Genomic DNA, 15431 nt, shown 5'->3' with positions numbered 1-15431 from the left:
CGAAACCCCGGCCTCACCCCCCAACGCCTCTCCCCGGGAGAGAGAGGAGCGTCGCGTTTGTATTGGACTGTCGTCCAATGCAAAGCGATCAATAGTGAGTTGGCGGGCCACGTGGGCGGTAGAAGGTCTAGAACTGAGCGTAGTACGTACCGCCGATGCGAATCCGCATCCAGTCAGTTACCTTGGAATGCATGCGCCAGCCGCTCAACAATCGCTTCGCGCTCAAGGCGCGCAGACGTGAGCTGCGCCGCTCGTTGACCGTCGCCGAAGCGCGGCTGTGGTCATGTTTGCAGCGTGACCGGCTCGGCTGGAAATTCCGCCGGCAACACAGCATCGGGCCATTCATCGTGGACTTCTATTGTCCGAGTGGTCGGCTCGCAATCGAGCTGGACGGCACTGCGCACGACAGCGAGTCGGCATCGTATTACGACCACAAGCGATCCGAGTATCTGCGGGAAAAGGGTGTACGTGTCATCAGGTTCGTCAACGACGATGCGATTCGAAACCTCGAGGGCGTACTGCACATGATCCGCGCGGAGCTCTCGGCTGTCGAACGCGACCGCGCCTCGAATGGAGACGAAAACCACACCACCCCGCCCGCAAACGAGGCGGCAGCGCCGAAAGCTCACAACCACACCACCCCGCCCGCATGCGCGGGCACCCCTCCTCATGAGAGGAGGGGAAGCTTAGGCGCCTCCCCTCCTGTCAAGGAGCACAGCAGAGCTGACAACCGCACCTCCCGCAAAGGAAGCGCGCAGCGCTGACAACCACACCACCCCGCCCGCATGCGCGGGCACCCCTCCTCATGAGAGGAGGGGAAGCTTAGGCGCCTCCCCTCCTGTCAAGGAGCACAGCAGAGCTGACAACCGCACCTCCCGCAAAGGAAGCGCGCAGCGCTGACAACCACACCACCCCGCCCGCATGCGCGGGCACCCCTCCTCATGAGAGGAGGGGAAGCTTAGGCGCCTCCCCTCCTGTCAAGGAGCACAGCAGAGCTGACAACCGCACCTCCCCTCCTGTCAAGGAGGGGCTCGACGCGCTCTGCGCGGAGGGGGTGGTATGGGAACCCGAGCAAACTACTTGGCGCCAACCTCTGTACTTGGCGCACCCTCTGGCCGATCCCCGGGCGCGCACGGTGCGGCCCCTATAGACTTCACCTTTCCCGCGACAGCCGAGGCACGCCATGCCGAACCGACTCGCAGGCGAAACCAGCCCATACCTGCAGCAACACGCGGACAATCCGGTCGACTGGTATCCGTGGGGCGAGGAGGCGCTCGCGCGGGCGCGCACCGAAGACAAGCCGATCCTGCTCTCGATCGGTTACTCGGCGTGCCACTGGTGCCACGTGATGGCGCACGAGTCGTTCGAGGACGCGGAGGTCGCAGCGCTGATGAATCGCCTCTACGTGAACATCAAGGTCGATCGCGAGGAGCGCCCCGACCTCGACCAGATCTATCAAAGTGCGCATTACCTGCTTGCGCGCCGCAGCGGCGGCTGGCCGCTCACGCTCTTCCTCACCCCCGACCAGGTTGCGTTCGCCGGCGGCACGTATTTTCCGAAGGAGCCACGCCATGGCATGCCGGGCTTCAGAGATCTGCTCGCGCGCATCGAAACAGTCTTTCGCACGCATCGCGCCGAGATCGCGCAGCAGAATGCCTCGCTCGTGCAGGCGCTCGCAAGTGCGGTGCCGCAGCCTGCAGCGGGCGCCAAGGCCGCGCTCGACGCCGGTCCGATCGAAGCGGCCGTAGGCGAGCTTTCGCGCTTGTTCGATCCGCGCGACGGTGGCCTGGGGCAGGCGCCCAAGTTTCCGCATCCGTACGAGCTCGACTTTCTGCTGCGCCGGCACGCCGCCGGCAACGACACGCTGGAGATGGTCACGACGACCCTCACGCAGATGGCGCAAGGCGGCATTTTCGACCAGATCGGCGGTGGCTTCTGCCGCTACTCGGTCGATGCTCAATGGACCATCCCGCATTTCGAAAAGATGCTCTACGACAACGGGCCGCTGCTCGCGCTCTACGCCGACGCCTGGCGCGCGACCGGCGAACCGCTGTTTGCGCGCGTGGCGGAGCAGACCGCCGGCTGGGTCATGCGCGAGATGCAGTCGCCCGCGGGCGGCTACTTCTCGAGCCTCGATGCGGACTCCGAGCACGAAGAAGGCAAGTACTACGTCTGGACGGCCGCTGAAGTGCGCGCCTGCCTGAGCGATGCGCAATGGTCGGTGGTCGAGCCGCACTACGGGCTCGACCGGCCACCCAATTTCGAGCATCGCCATTGGCACCTGCGGGTCTCGAAGCCGCTTGCCTATGTCGCGCAGCAGACGCGCCGCACGCTCGACGAATGCCAGGCGCTGCTCGATGCAGCGCGCGCGAAGCTCTTCGCCCGGCGCGAGGAGCGCGTGCGGCCGGGGCGCGACGAGAAGATCCTGACGAGTTGGAATGCGCTCATGGTGCGTGGCATGGCGCGCGCCGGGCTCGAATTCGGGCGCGCCGACTGGATCGCCTCGGCGCAAGGCTCGGTGGATTTCATTCGCACGACCCTGTGGCGCGATGGGCGCCTGCACGCCACGCATCGCGACGGCAAGACCCATCTCAACGCCTACCTCGACGACTACGCGTTCCTGCTCGATGCGCTGATCCTGCTTATGCAGGCCCAGTTTCGCGGTGAAGACCTCGACTTCGCACAGGCCCTCGCGGACGCCATGCTGGAACGCTTCGAGGACACGGACGCCGGCGGCTTCTTCTTCACCAGCCACGATCACGAACAACTCATCCAGCGCACCAAGCCCGGACACGACAATGCAACGCCGGCGGGCAACGGCGTGGCGGCCGTTGGCTTGCAACGACTCGGGCACCTCCTCGGGGAGACGCGCTATCTCGACTCGGCCGCCCGTACGTTGCAACTCTTGTGGCCGCAGCTGCAGGCGCATCCGAGCGCGGCTGCCACCATGCTGGTCGCGCTGGAAGAATATCGGGGCTCACCGACCAGCGTCGTGCTGCGGGGCCCTGCGGGCGCGATGTCTCCCTGGCAGGCGTCGTTGCGGCGGCGTTACTGGCCGCACGTCATCGCGCTTTCGATACCGAACGGCGCCGGCACGCTGCCGCGCACGCTTTCGCATCCGGATTCGGAACAGGTCAACGCCTGGATTTGCCGCGGCGTTAATTGCCTGCCGCCGCTGGACGATCCTGCGCGGCTGCACCAGATGCTGGAGCGCGACGCGACGCGCTAAAATTGGCACCGCATTCCGCTTGACCGAATACACAATAGGGAGCATCCATGAAGCAAGCGTTCATTGCGCTCGCCGCCGCGGCCGGCATACTCGGCACGGGCGTTGCGCAGGCTGCCGACGCGAAGGCCGCCGCAGAGTTGATGAAGAAGCATGTTTGTACCACGTGCCACGAGATCGACAAGAAGAAGGTGGGCCCGGCATACAAGGACGTCGCGGCGAAGTATCGCGGGCAGAAGGACATCGCACCGAAGCTGGTGGAGAAGGTGAGGAAGGGCGGCATAGGCGCGTGGGGCCAGGTGGTGCCGATGCCGCCGAATCCCAACGTCAGCGAAGCCGACGCAAAGGCGTTGGTCGATTGGATTCTTTCGCTGAAGTAAGCCTGGTAAGGAGGCGCTGGGCGCGCGAATACGTGGACGCGGTGGTCACAACGCAGCCCAAAGCGCTCTCGATCGTGGACGCAGCATGCAAGATCCTCAACCAGGGGCCAAGCGCCAGCTCGATTCGTTGCTGCGCCGGCCGGATCGGCTGCGCACGCGCACCGACTTGCGTTGACGGCGATGTGAGGCGCTTTGCATAATCCGGCGTCGCATCACAACGCTACGCAGAGGCCATCATGACTTCACGCCGGCAGCTCGCATCGACCATCTTCGCATTCGCCATCGCCGCCGCACTCGGGGCCTGCGGCCGGGACGAACCGCAAACCGAGGCGAAAGGCGATGCCCCGGCGGCGGCGCCGGCGCCCAAGGAAATTACGGTTCGCATCGGACACGCGGCGCCGCTCACTGGCGGCATCGCGCACCTGGGCAAGGACAACGAGAACGGCGCGCGGCTCGCGATCGACCAGGCCAACGCCAAAGGCATCACCATCGGCGGCGCGAAGGTGAAGTTCGAGCTGCTCGCGGAAGACGACGAAGAGAAGCCCGATCGCGGGCCGATCGTCGCGCAGAAGTTCGCCGATGCGAAGGTGGCGGGCGTGGTCGGTCACCTGAATTCGGGCGTCACGATTCCGGCCTCCGCGGTCTACCACCAGGCCGCCATTCCCATGGTGAGCGGATCGGCGACCAATCCGAGGCTCACCGAGCAAGGCTTCAAGGAGATCTTCCGCATCGTCGGCCGCGACGATCAGCAGGGCCCGGCGATCGCGAGCTATCTCATGTCGCAGTTCAAGCTCAAGACGGTGGCGGTGATCGACGATGCGACCGCGTATGGCGAGGGCCTGGCCAACGAAGTCGAAAAGACGCTGAAGGCGGCGGGCGTCGAGGTTCTTCCTCGCGAGCGCGGCAACAAGGACACGCGCGACTGGAAGGCGATTCTCACCAAGCTGCGCGCCCGCACTCCCGACGCCGTGTTCTACGGCGGCATGGATGCCACCGGCGGCGCGCTGCTCAAGCAAGGCCGCGAGCTGGGCATCAAGGCGGTGTTCGCGTTCGGCGACGGCGGCTGCACCGACAAGATGGCCGAGCTTGCTGGCGAGAAGAACGCGGAGGGCATGATCTGCTCGCAGGCCGGCATTCCGGTGCAGGCCGCCTCGAAGGCGTTCCTGGATGCGTACAAGAAGAAGTTCAATATGGATCCGATCCTGTACGCGCCGTTCACTTACGATGCGACCAACCTCCTGATCGCCGCCATGCAGAAGGCCGATTCGGCCGATCCCGCGAAATACCTGCCGGCGCTCGCGAGCATCGAGCACAAGGGCGCGAGCGGCACGATTCGGTTCGACGAGAAGGGCGATCGCAAGGACGCCGAGATCACGATCTTCACGATGAAGGGCGCCAAGATCGAGCCGGTCGCGATCGTGAAGGGCGGAAAGCCGATCGAGTTCGATGCGTTCATGAAGGCGCAGGCCGAGGCCGAAGCGAAAGCGGCTTCCGCCCCTGCCAGCCCCGCGGGCGCGCCCGCACCGGCGGCGACCGACAATGCGCCCGAGCCCGCCAAGGACGCGGTCGCCAAGTAGGCGCCGGTCCGCGATGCGCACCGGCACGAAAGGGCACCTTCGCGGTGCCCTTTTGCGTTTTGCGCGCGCGCACTCGCCATCACGAAGTATTTCGCAAGGCCGGTCGTTGCCGAGGCGTTATCGGTTCGGCTGCGATCTGCAGACCACCCCGTCCGCGACTCTGTCGCGTCCCGCCCCTCCTTGTCAGGAGGGGAATGAAAGACATCCGCTCCTCTCACGAGGAGCGGTGCCCGCGCCAGCGAGCGGGGTGGTGTGGTATCTCGCGAATGCGGGCGGGGTGGTGTGGTTTCCTTCCAGGTATCGCGCGTGGAAACCTTCATCCAGCAACTGATCAACGGGCTCACGCTGGGCACCGTCTACGCCATGGTGGCGCTCGGCTACACCATGGTCTACGGCATCATCCAGCTCATCAACTTCGCCCATGGTGAAGTGGTGATGATCGGCGCCATGGTGTCGTTCTCGGTGATCGGTGCGCTGGCCGGAGCCGAGACCGGCCTGCCTGCATGGTCGATCGTATTCGCCGGTGCGGCCGCCGCCATTCCGGTCTGCATGGCGGTCTCGTACACGATGGAGCGCGTGGCGTATCGCCCCTTGCGCGGCGCGCCGCGGCTCGCGCCCCTCATCACCGCGATCGGCATCTCGATCATCCTGCAGCAGATCGGGCTCATGATCTGGAGCCGCAATCCGCTCGCGTTCCCACAGATCCTCGACAACCGCGTGTTCCACTTCGCCGGCGCCACGGTCACGTCGGTGCAGCTCGCGATCTGGATCGTCGCCACGCTCATGATGGGCGCGCTGACGCTGATGGTGTACCGCACGCGCCTCGGCATCGCGATGCGGGCGACCTCGCAGAATCCGCAGATCGCGGGTCTGATGGGTATCGACATCGATCGCATCATCGCGGCCACCTTCGTCATCGGCGCAACGCTTGCCGCCATCGCCGGCGTCATGGTCGGCACCTATTACGGCATCGCGCATTACACGATGGGCTCGCTGCTGGGGCTCAAGGCGTTCTGCGCGGCGGTGCTCGGCGGCATCGGCAACATCCCGGGCGCGATGCTGGGCGGGATCCTGCTCGGCCTGGTCGAGGCGCTTGGCGCAGGCTACATCGGGGATTTCACCAACAACTGGTTCGGCAGCAACTACCAGGACGTGTTCGCCTTCATCGTGCTGATCCTGGTGCTGGTGTTTCGTCCTTCCGGCTTGCTCGGCGAGCGCGTCGGGGACAGGGTTTGATCGCATGCGTACAGTAACTGCGAGCCATCACCTCCGCGAAAACGGGTGTCCAGAGTCGATTCTTCTGGATTCCCGCCTGCGCGGGAATGACCAGCTCCGTCATTCCCGTGAAAACGGGAATCCAGGATTCTTGCCGATTGGCCTGGCTCGCCTACGCGGGAATGACGCTGCGCTTAGGTGCTTCACGAATGGCTGAGGCTCACCGCCGCTCCCCGGCCACGTGGCCCGGCATCGCGCTGATCGTCATCGCGCTCGCAGCGTTGCCGTTCGTGCTGGCTTCGGTCGGCACCACCTGGGTGCGCGTCACCAACCTGGCGATCCTGTTCATCCTGCTCTCGCTGGGTCTCAACATCGTGGTCGGGTTCGCCGGTCTGCTCGATCTCGGCTACATCGCGTTCTACGCCGTCGGCGCTTACGTTTATGCGCTCCTCGCCTCGCCGCAATTCGACATCCACTGGCCGTTCTGGGCCATCGTCCCGCTGGGCGCGCTGGTGGCCTGCATCTTCGGCGTGCTGCTCGGCGCGCCGACGCTGAAACTGCGCGGCGACTATCTCGCCATCGTTACGCTCGGTTTCGGCGAGATCGTCCGCATCTTTCTCAACAATCTGTCGCAGCCGGTCAACATCACCAACGGCCCGCAAGGCATCTCGCGCATCGATCCGATCCGCATCGGCAACTTGAATCTTGGCTCGACCGACACGATCGGCGGGCTGACCTTCAGCGGTCCGATCAAGTACTACTACCTGCTGATCGTCGTGCTGATGCTGGTGCTGGTGGTCAACGTGCGCCTCCAGCACTCGCGCATCGGGCGCGCATGGGAAGCGATTCGCGAGGACGAAACCGCGGCGCGCGCCATGGGCATCGACACCATGCGCATGAAGCTCCTCGCCTTCGCCATGGGCGCCTCGTTCGGCGGCATCGCCGGCAGCATCTTCTCCGCCATGCAGGGCTTCATCAGCCCGGAGAGTTTCGTCCTGGTCGAATCGATCATGGTGCTTTCCATGGTGGTGCTGGGCGGGATGGGGAACATCTGGGGCGTCGTCGTCGGCGCGCTGCTGCTCTCGTTCGTGCCGGAGCTTCTGCGCCATACCGTGGGGCCCGTGCAGCAGGCGCTCTTCGGCCGCTCGATCGTCGAGCCCGAGGTGGTGCGCATGCTGCTGTTCGGGCTGGCGCTGGTGGTCATGATGATGTACCGGCCCGCGGGACTCTTTCCCTCGGCGGTGCGCCGGCGCGAGCTCGCCCGCCGCACGGAGCAACAATGAACGCGCCGCTGCTGCAGGTGGAGCACGTCGGCAAGCATTTCGGCGGCGTGCAGGCGCTGACCGACGTGAGCTTCGCCATCGACGCCGGCGAGATCTACGGGCTGATCGGACCCAACGGCGCCGGCAAGACGACGCTTTTCAACCTCATCACGGGCTTCATCGCCCCCGATAGCGGCCGCATGACGCTCGAAGGCCGCCCGCTCACTGGGCTCAAGCCCAATGCCATCGCAGCGCTCGGCATCGCACGCACGTTCCAGAACATTCGCCTGTTCGCCAATCTGTCCGCGCTGGAGAACGTGATGATCGGGCGCCATGCGCGCACACGCGCGGGTGTGGCGGCGGCGATCTTTCGCACTCGCTCGCAACGCGCCGAAGAAGTGGCGATCGAAGCACGCGCGGCTCAGCTGCTCGAGTATGTCGGCATCGCCGCGCGCGCGAACGTGCTCGCACGCAATCTTTCCTACGGGGACCAGCGCCGCCTGGAGATCGCCCGTGCTCTCGCGACCGAGCCGCGGCTGCTCGCGCTGGACGAGCCGGCTGCCGGCATGAATGCGACCGAAACGCAGGCGCTGGCGAAACTTCTCGAGCGCATCCGAGCCGACGCCGTGACGCTATTCCTGATCGAGCACGACATGCGCCTGGTGATGGGATTGTGCGACCGCGTGCTGGTGCTCGATTTCGGCCGCCGCATCGCCGAGGGACCGCCGCGCCAGGTCCAGCACGATCCCGCGGTCGTAGCCGCCTACCTCGGCGCTCCGGTGGCATGAGCTTCCCGGGCGAGGGGCGGCGACATGAGCTTCCCGGGCGAGGGGGGTCGTTGCGAGCTTCCCGGGCGAGGGGCCCCGCTTGCGGGGATCGACCGCAAAGCGAGCAACGCCGGCCACCGACGGCCTGGCGATTGATCTGCCGCTACGGTTCGGAGGTCGCCCCACGCAGTGGGGATCGACCGCAAAGCGAATGGCGCCGGGCACCGACGGCTTGGCGGTTCATTTACATCGACCGGTTCGGAGGTGCTTGCTTGCGGGGATGGACCGCAAAGCGAACTGCCGCCAAGTCGCTAGAGGCTTGGCCTTCGCAACTCGTTGACCGTTCGGAGGCGACCGCATGAGCGAGGCGCGGCCGCTGCTGGAGGTACGCGGCCTGCGCGTGGCCTATGGCGGCATCCAGGCCGTCAAGGGCATCGACCTCACGATCGGCGCAGGCGAGATGGTATGCCTCATCGGTGCCAACGGCGCCGGCAAGACTTCGACCCTGAAGGCGATCGCGGGACTGCTGCCGGTCGCGCGCGAATCGGTGCTGCTGGACGGCGGGCCGGTCGGGGGCATGCGTGCGTTCGAGCTGGTGCGACGGGGTTTGGCCCTGGTGCCCGAAGGCCGCGGCGTATTTCCCCAGTTGAGTGTGGACGAGAACCTCGCCATGGGCGCTTACGTGCGCATCGACAGGAAAGCGGTCGCGGCCGATCTGGCGCAGGTGTTCGAGCGTTTCCCGCGCCTGCGCGAGCGCCGCGGCCAGAGCGCCGGCACGCTCTCCGGCGGCGAACAGCAGATGCTTGCGATCGCACGCGCGCTCATGAGCCGGCCGCGGCTGCTGCTGCTCGATGAGCCCAGCATGGGACTCGCCCCGCTCGTGGTCGCGCGCATCTTCGAGATCGTGGCCGAGATCGCGCGCCAGGGCGTCACCATCCTGGTGGTCGAGCAGAATGCGCGTCTTGCCCTGCAGGCGTGCGATTCGGGCTATGTGCTCGAAAGCGGCGCCGTCACTTTGCATGACACCGCCCCCGCGCTTCTCGGCAACGATGCGGTTCGCCGCGCCTACCTGGGAGAGACGCCATGATGCATGCATCCCGACTTGCGCCCTGGAACCTGGCGTCTCTTCCCTCCCTTGCAGGGCGCGCATCGGCATGCAGGCCGATGCCGTTCGCCCGGCGCGGACCATGGTCCGCGAATTCCCGGCCAAACCCCCCAACCCCTCTCCCAAAGGGAGAGGGGGGCGTCGCGTGCCCGCTGCGGCGGGCAGGGTCCTGGGGATGACGGGGTCGCTATCTGGGGCGAGACGCCTCTGCTATGCTAAGCGCGTCCATTGACGTATCCCCTCCTCCGCGAGGAGGGGGTGCGCCATGCCGGCCCGAATGGAATCATGACAACGCAAAGCCCGCTCGCCGGCGGGTCCGATACGCTCGCCACGCCGCACCCGGGCAGGCGGGGAGGGACGGAAGATTCCGGGCGAAAGCGCGCATCGCAGCCGGGGCCGATCGGGGGAGGAACGTTGAATTCCGCAAAAATGGCGGCGATCACAGTACTGGCCGTGGTGCTGGTCGCGGGGCTCGCCTTTCTCTACTACAAGACCGACATCGGCGAGTTTCGCCGCCAGGTGCAGATCGCCTCGCACCTGCGCGAGCTCAAGGACATCGACACGCGCTGGGAATCGGAGCTCCTGCGCCTGCAAAACGACTCGGCCAGCACACCATTGGCGGCCGCACACGCCGCCGAGCGTCTTCGCCGCGCACTGCAGGGGATCGAAGACGAATCCTCGGTGAGCCGGATGGTGTCCTACAGCTTCCCCGAGCTCAAGCGCGCGTTCAACGACAAGGCCGCGTTGATGGAGAAGTACCGCATCACGGCCGCCGAGGCGCGCCAGCGGCTCGACACTGCGCTGGTCACGGCACCCGACATCAACAAGTCGCTGCGCCAGGCGCTGCTTTCCAATCCGCGCCAGCGTGATCGCATCACCGCGTTCGAGCAAAGCCTCGGCGCGGTGCAGGCCGAAGTCCTGCGCTTCAATCTCGCTCCCGACGCCACCCAGATCGGCCGCCTGGAGGCCAGGCTCGCGGCACTGCGCCAGGCGGAATTGCCCGCCAGCCCCACGCTCGGCCCCTTGCTGGAGAAGTTTCTGGCGACCGTCGACCAGTTCTACAAGGCGAAGCTCGCGGAGCAGGAGCTGTACAACCGGCTCCAGTACATCACGGCCGGCCCGCGGCTCGATACGCTCACCAGCGCCTTCCATCGCGAGCTCGAGGCTTCGGTGCAGGAAAAGGAGCTCTTCCGCACCGCGCTCATCACCTATGCGGGCGTGCTGTTGATTCTGCTCTCGCACATCGGCGCGCAGCTGCGCCAAAGCTACCTCGACATCGCCGCGGCCAACGCCGCACTGAAGGAAGCGAACGAAGGCCTGGAACGCCGCGTCGCCGAGCGCACGCAGGAGCTCTCGCAAGCGCTGAAGAGCCTGGAAGAATCGCAGTCGATGCTGGTGCAGTCGGAGAAGATGTCCTCGCTCGGACAGATGGTCGCGGGCGTCGCGCACGAGATCAACACCCCGCTCGCCTACGTCAAGAACAGCCTCGAGACCGTCGAGGGGCAAATCTCGGGCATGTCGGAGGCGCTGACCGAGACCGAGAAGCTGCTGCGCATGCTCAGGGAAGGCGCGGACGAGCAGACCTTCGGCCGGCAGTTCGCCCTGGTTAATTCGGCGATCACCCGCCTCAAGGGCCACGGCGCACCGGAGGATGTCGCCAAGCTGGTGCAGGACGGCCAGTACGGCATCACTCAAATCGCCGAAATAGTGGGCAATTTACGCAACTTTTCTCGCCTCGATCGCAAGAAGGTCGACCGCTACAATGTCGCCGACGGCCTGGAGAGCACGCTCTCGATCGCCAAGCACATGCTGAAATCGATCGACGTGAAGAAGCAGTACAACCCCGTGCCGGCCATCACCTGCTCGCCGTCGCAATTGAACCAGGTGTTTCTCAATCTCATCACCAATGCAGCGCAAGCGACCGAGGGCCGCGCCGACGGCGAGATCCGCCTCACCACGCGCGCGCCCGACCCCGGCCACGTCGAGATCGAGGTCGCCGACAACGGCAAGGGCATACCGGCCGACGCGCTGCCGAAGATCTTCGACCCCTTCTTCACCACCAAGGAGGTGGGCAAGGGAACGGGCCTCGGCCTTTCGATCGCGTACAAGATCGTGGAAGCGCACGGCGGTCGCATCTCGGTCGATTCCAAGGCCGGCGCCGGCACCCGCTTCATCGTGCGCCTGCCGGTGCACCCACCCGACGACACCGTCGCCGTCGTCTAGGTCCAGGCGCGCGCCATGACCCTACCGGAAAAGATCGGCAAATACACGATCGAGCGCATCATCGGCCGCGGCGGCATGAGCGTGGTCTACCAGGGGCGCGATCCGGAAATCCAGCGTGCGGTCGCGCTCAAGGTGATCGAGAAGGCGCTGCTCGACGACAACGAGCGCGACATCGTGCTCACGCGCTTCAAGTACGAAGCGCAGGCCGCGGGCGGGTTGTTCCATCCGCGCATCGTCACGATCTTCGAATACGGCGAGGACGACAAGAGCGCCTTCATCGCCATGGAGCTGGTGCGCGGCGACAGCGTGCACGAGCTGCTCCTGCGCGAGCCGCAGCCTTCGCTGGAGAAGATACGCGAGGTGATCCTGCCGCTGCTCGACGCGCTCGAATACTCGCACGCTCAGGGCGTCACGCACCGGGACATCAAGCCCTCCAACATCCTCATCGGCTCGGGCGGCGAGATCAAGGTGAGCGATTTCGGCATCGCCCGCATCGAATCGTCCGCGCTCACGCAATACGGCCTGGTGGTAGGTACCCCCTTCTACATGTCGCCCGAGCAGTGCATGGGCGAAGATACCGACGCGCGCACCGACATCTTCTCGGCCGGCGTCATCGGCTACGAGCTGCTCACGGGCCGGCGGCCGTTCCCCGGCAAGGGCAGCAATGCGAGCGTGATGCGCGAAGTGCTCGATGCGACGGCGCGCAATCCGTCCGAGTTCAACCTGCACCTGAGCGGGCAGATGGACTACGTGGTGCAGAAGGCGTTGGCCAAGAAGGTCGAGGACCGCTACCAGAACGCGCGCGAATTCGCCGACGACTTCCGGCTCGCGGTCGAGGACTGCCTGCGCGGTGCGGCCACGCGCCAATCGGCGCCGACCACGGTGGAATCGCCGCAGCCCGCGATCGCCGCCGACATGCTGAAAATGGCGCGCAACATCCGGCTTCCCAGCGGAGACTCGCTCGACTTCAGCGAAGCGGCATCGGCCGCCTCCGCAGGCGAGCCCGCACAGGCGGCGGATGCACCCAAGGCGCGCGTGCTGTTCGTCGATGACGAGGAGCGCATTCTCAACGCGCTCAAGTCGATCTTCCGCAATACCTACCACGTCTTTACCGCCACCAGCGGCGACCAGGCGTTCGAGTTCCTCAAACGCTTTCGCGTGCACCTGATCGTGAGCGACCAGCGCATGCCGGGCATGCCGGGGGTGGAGCTGCTGCGCCGGGCGAAGGAGCTTTCGCCCACCACCGTGCGCATTCTCCTCACCGGGTATTCCGATCTCGCCTCGATCGTGGGCTCGATCAACGAGGGCGAGGTCTACCGCTTCATCAACAAGCCGTGGAACAACCAGGACATCCAGGCGGTCCTGGCCGAGGCGGTTGCAATCGGCATCGAGCTCGCCGATACCACGGTGAGCGCGGGTTCGCCGCCGGAAAAGATGGACGAGGCGATCCTCGTGGTCGACCCGGGATCGAGCTACCGGCGGGCGATCAACGAGCTTTTCGGCGATGCCTACCACGTGGAGCATGTGGCCTCGCTTGCCGAGGCGTTCACGATCATGCAATCGCGCGCGGTGGCGGTGATCATCGCCGATATCGGCGCGGCCCAGCCGGACGATACGGCGGCCTTCAAGCTGCTCAAGCAGGAACACCCCGAGATCCTGTCGATCGTGCTCACCGATGCGTCCGACTCGGAGCTGGTCATCGATCTCATCAACCAGGCGCAGATCTTCCGCTTCCTCAACAAGCCCGTGAACTACAAGCTGCTCAAGGGCCACACGCAGGCGGCGCTCGGGCGCTACAACGCGTTCAAGCAGGCGCCGGAGCTGGTGAAACAGCACCAGGTGAGCGGCGCGGACAAGCTGCGCGCGTCCAATCTCGGCCGCGCGCTGCTCGATCGGATCAAGCGGCTTCGCAGTTTTCTGCTGCGTTCGAACGCTGAATAACCGTCGCTCCCGAGAAATCGGGCTCCAAGCGACCGTCGCTCCCGAGAAATCGGGCTCCAAGCGACCGTCGCTCCCGAGAAATCGGGAGCCCAGGATTGGCTGCATGAATCCGCTCTACAGCGCGGCCCTGGATTCCCGCGTTCGCGGGAATGACGGCTCCTTGAGAACGAGCATGGAGCATCGGGCGGCAGCGATCGTCAAACGATGTCGGACCACAAGTCCCGCCATCGCGGGTTCGCGTGCTCGATGAGCTCCAGCTTCCACCTTCGGTTCCAACCCTTGAGTTGCTTTTCGCGGGCTATGGCGCCCAGCATGTCCTCATGGAGTTCGTAGTGGACGAGAAGATGGATTACGTACTTCTTGGTGAAGCCCTCGACCACATCGTTCTTGTGCTCCCAGACGCGCTTGCGCAAATCGCTCGTCACGCCGATATAGAGCGTTCCGTTGCGCTTGCTTGCCAGTATGTAAACCGCTGGCTGCATGCGTTTCGCCCCAAGGATTTATCCTGCATCCCGCTTTCGCGGGTTGAGAGCCAGCTGTGATGTTCGTGCCGAAATAGCATTGCATTTCGCCGGCTCGCCTGTCTGTACTCCGTTGGTTACATGTATTGCGCTCTATTGCGGCGGCCTGGATTCCCGCGTTCGCGGGAATGACGGCAGCGAACTAAACTAACCGTCGCTCCCGAGAAATCGGGAGCCCAGGATTTCGGCTGCGAAATGCTTCGCCGGTAACAGTCGTTCCCATCGCCCGTCGCTAGGCCGCCCGCTGGTTGCGATGCTTCCATTCTGGATTCCCGCGTTCGCGGGAATGACGGCATTCGGGTGGATTCCCAGCGGTTAAACCCAATCCCGCGGCGGAAGGAATTCCGTATACAGCGCTTCCTCGGGCGATCCCGGTTCCGGCTTCCAGTCGTAGCGCCAATGCACCACGGGCGGCAGCGACATGAGGATCGATTCGGTGCGCCCGCCCGACTGCAGCCCGAACAGCGTGCCGCGGTCGTAGACGAGGTTGAACTCGACGTAGCGACCGCGCCGGTAGGCCTGGAAGGCACGCTCGCGCTCGCCGTAGGTGGTGTCGCGCCGCCGCTCGACGATCGGAACGTAAGCCGGCAGGAAATGCTCGCCTACCGAGCGCGTGAGCCCAAAGCAGGTTTCGAAGTCGGGCGCGTTGAAGTCGTCGAAGAAAAGCCCGCCCACGCCGCGCGGCTCGTTGCGATGGCGCAGAAAGAAATACTCGTCGCACCAGCGCTTGAAGCGCCCGTAGTACTGCATCCCGAACGGCGCGATGGCAGCGCGGCAGGCGCCATGGAAATGCCGCGCGTCATCCTCGAACCCGTAGTAGGGGGTGAGATCCATGCCGCCCCCGAACCACCACACCGGATCGGCATCGGCCCGCGTCGCGACGAAGAAGCGCACGTTCATGTGCACCGTGGGCACATAGGGATTGCGCGGATGCAGCACAGCCGAGACGCCCATCGCTTCGAAGCCACGGCCGGCGAGCTCGGGCCGAGCCGCGGTAGCGGAAGGCGGCAAGCCGTCGCCTCGAACGTGGGAGAAGTTGACGCCGCCGCGCTCGAACAGGGCGCCGTCTTCCAGTACGCAGCTCGTGCCGCCTCCGCCCTGCGGGCGCTCCCAGGCATCGCGGCGGAACTCGCGGCCGTCGAGGCGCGAAAGCTCCGCGACGATGCCCGCCTGCAGCCCGCTCAAGAAATCGAGGACCGCGCGGGTATCCAACA

The 15431-nt window shown here is 65.5% G+C and carries 12 protein-coding genes; 10 read left to right on the top strand and 2 right to left on the bottom strand.

All coding sequences use genetic code 11. From position 1 onward, the window contains the following. Positions 1 to 191 precede the first annotated feature (191 nt). From GEV05_16225 to GEV05_16180, 10 genes are all read left to right on the top strand, one after another. Complete coding sequence (locus GEV05_16225) at positions 192 to 764, top strand: DUF559 domain-containing protein (GenBank protein MPZ44912.1); 573 nt, start codon at positions 192 to 194, stop codon at positions 762 to 764. A 419-nt stretch (positions 765 to 1183) separates the two neighbouring features. Further along, on the top strand, positions 1184 to 3229 hold the full coding sequence (locus tag GEV05_16220) for a DUF255 domain-containing protein (GenBank protein MPZ44911.1): 2046 nt from the start codon (positions 1184 to 1186) through the stop codon (positions 3227 to 3229). A gap of 47 nt (positions 3230 to 3276) precedes the next feature. Then, on the top strand, positions 3277 to 3606 hold the full coding sequence (locus tag GEV05_16215; GenBank protein ID MPZ44910.1) for a c-type cytochrome: 330 nt from the start codon (positions 3277 to 3279) through the stop codon (positions 3604 to 3606). 236 nt (positions 3607 to 3842) lie between these two features. Continuing rightward, positions 3843 to 5183 (top strand): ABC transporter substrate-binding protein, encoded by a 1341-nt coding sequence (locus GEV05_16210; GenBank protein ID MPZ44909.1) that lies wholly within the window; start codon positions 3843 to 3845, stop codon positions 5181 to 5183. 306 nt (positions 5184 to 5489) lie between these two features. Beyond that, positions 5490 to 6419, top strand: a complete 930-nt coding sequence (locus tag GEV05_16205) for a branched-chain amino acid ABC transporter permease (protein ID MPZ44908.1) — start codon at positions 5490 to 5492, stop codon at positions 6417 to 6419. Positions 6420 to 6607: 188 nt separating this feature from the next. Then, positions 6608 to 7681 (top strand): ABC transporter ATP-binding protein, encoded by a 1074-nt coding sequence (locus GEV05_16200; protein MPZ44907.1) that lies wholly within the window; start codon positions 6608 to 6610, stop codon positions 7679 to 7681. Beyond that, entirely contained in the window at positions 7678 to 8448 is a 771-nt protein-coding gene (locus GEV05_16195; protein ID MPZ44906.1) for an ATP-binding cassette domain-containing protein, read from the top strand. Before GEV05_16200 ends, GEV05_16195 begins: the two co-directional genes overlap by 4 nt. A gap of 337 nt (positions 8449 to 8785) precedes the next feature. Next, a complete protein-coding gene (locus GEV05_16190) occupies positions 8786 to 9514 on the top strand; it encodes an ATP-binding cassette domain-containing protein (protein MPZ44905.1) in 729 nt (242 codons plus the stop codon). 303 nt (positions 9515 to 9817) lie between these two features. Beyond that, positions 9818 to 11755, top strand: coding sequence for a hypothetical protein (locus GEV05_16185; GenBank protein MPZ44904.1), 1938 nt, complete (start codon positions 9818 to 9820; stop codon positions 11753 to 11755). A gap of 15 nt (positions 11756 to 11770) precedes the next feature. Beyond that, entirely contained in the window at positions 11771 to 13696 is a 1926-nt protein-coding gene (locus GEV05_16180; protein MPZ44903.1) for a response regulator, read from the top strand. A gap of 197 nt (positions 13697 to 13893) precedes the next feature. On the opposite strand, the gene GEV05_16175 is transcribed toward GEV05_16180, so the two are convergent. Together GEV05_16175 and hemF are read right to left on the bottom strand one after the other, a co-directional pair. After that, entirely contained in the window at positions 13894 to 14178 is a 285-nt protein-coding gene (locus GEV05_16175; protein MPZ44902.1) for a GIY-YIG nuclease family protein, read from the bottom strand. A 354-nt stretch (positions 14179 to 14532) separates the two neighbouring features. Beyond that, positions 14533 to 15429, bottom strand: coding sequence for an oxygen-dependent coproporphyrinogen oxidase (gene hemF / locus GEV05_16170; GenBank protein MPZ44901.1), 897 nt, complete (start codon positions 15427 to 15429; stop codon positions 14533 to 14535). Between the last annotated feature and the right edge of the window lie 2 nt (positions 15430 to 15431).

It is taken from the genome of Betaproteobacteria bacterium (assembly GCA_009377585.1).
Taxonomy (GTDB): domain Bacteria; phylum Pseudomonadota; class Gammaproteobacteria; order Burkholderiales; family WYBJ01; genus WYBJ01.
The sequence above is the reverse complement of the archived record's forward strand: the minus strand, read 5'-3'. Positions and strand labels throughout refer to the sequence as shown.

Excerpts from the sequence above, each read along its gene's own strand:
- GEV05_16225 (MPZ44912.1), top strand. The coding sequence starts at position 192 with ATGCGCCAGCCGCTCAACAATCGCTTCGCGCTCAAGGCGCGCAGACGT.
- GEV05_16220 (MPZ44911.1), top strand. The coding sequence starts at position 1,184 with ATGCCGAACCGACTCGCAGGCGAAACCAGCCCATACCTGCAGCAACAC.
- GEV05_16215 (MPZ44910.1), top strand. The coding sequence starts at position 3,277 with ATGAAGCAAGCGTTCATTGCGCTCGCCGCCGCGGCCGGCATACTCGGC.
- GEV05_16210 (MPZ44909.1), top strand. The coding sequence starts at position 3,843 with ATGACTTCACGCCGGCAGCTCGCATCGACCATCTTCGCATTCGCCATC.
- GEV05_16200 (MPZ44907.1), top strand. The coding sequence starts at position 6,608 with ATGGCTGAGGCTCACCGCCGCTCCCCGGCCACGTGGCCCGGCATCGCG.
- GEV05_16195 (MPZ44906.1), top strand. The coding sequence starts at position 7,678 with ATGAACGCGCCGCTGCTGCAGGTGGAGCACGTCGGCAAGCATTTCGGC.
- GEV05_16190 (MPZ44905.1), top strand. The coding sequence starts at position 8,786 with ATGAGCGAGGCGCGGCCGCTGCTGGAGGTACGCGGCCTGCGCGTGGCC.
- GEV05_16185 (MPZ44904.1), top strand. The coding sequence starts at position 9,818 with ATGACAACGCAAAGCCCGCTCGCCGGCGGGTCCGATACGCTCGCCACG.
- GEV05_16180 (MPZ44903.1), top strand. The coding sequence starts at position 11,771 with ATGACCCTACCGGAAAAGATCGGCAAATACACGATCGAGCGCATCATC.
- GEV05_16175 (MPZ44902.1), bottom strand. The coding sequence starts at position 14,178 with ATGCAGCCAGCGGTTTACATACTGGCAAGCAAGCGCAACGGAACGCTC.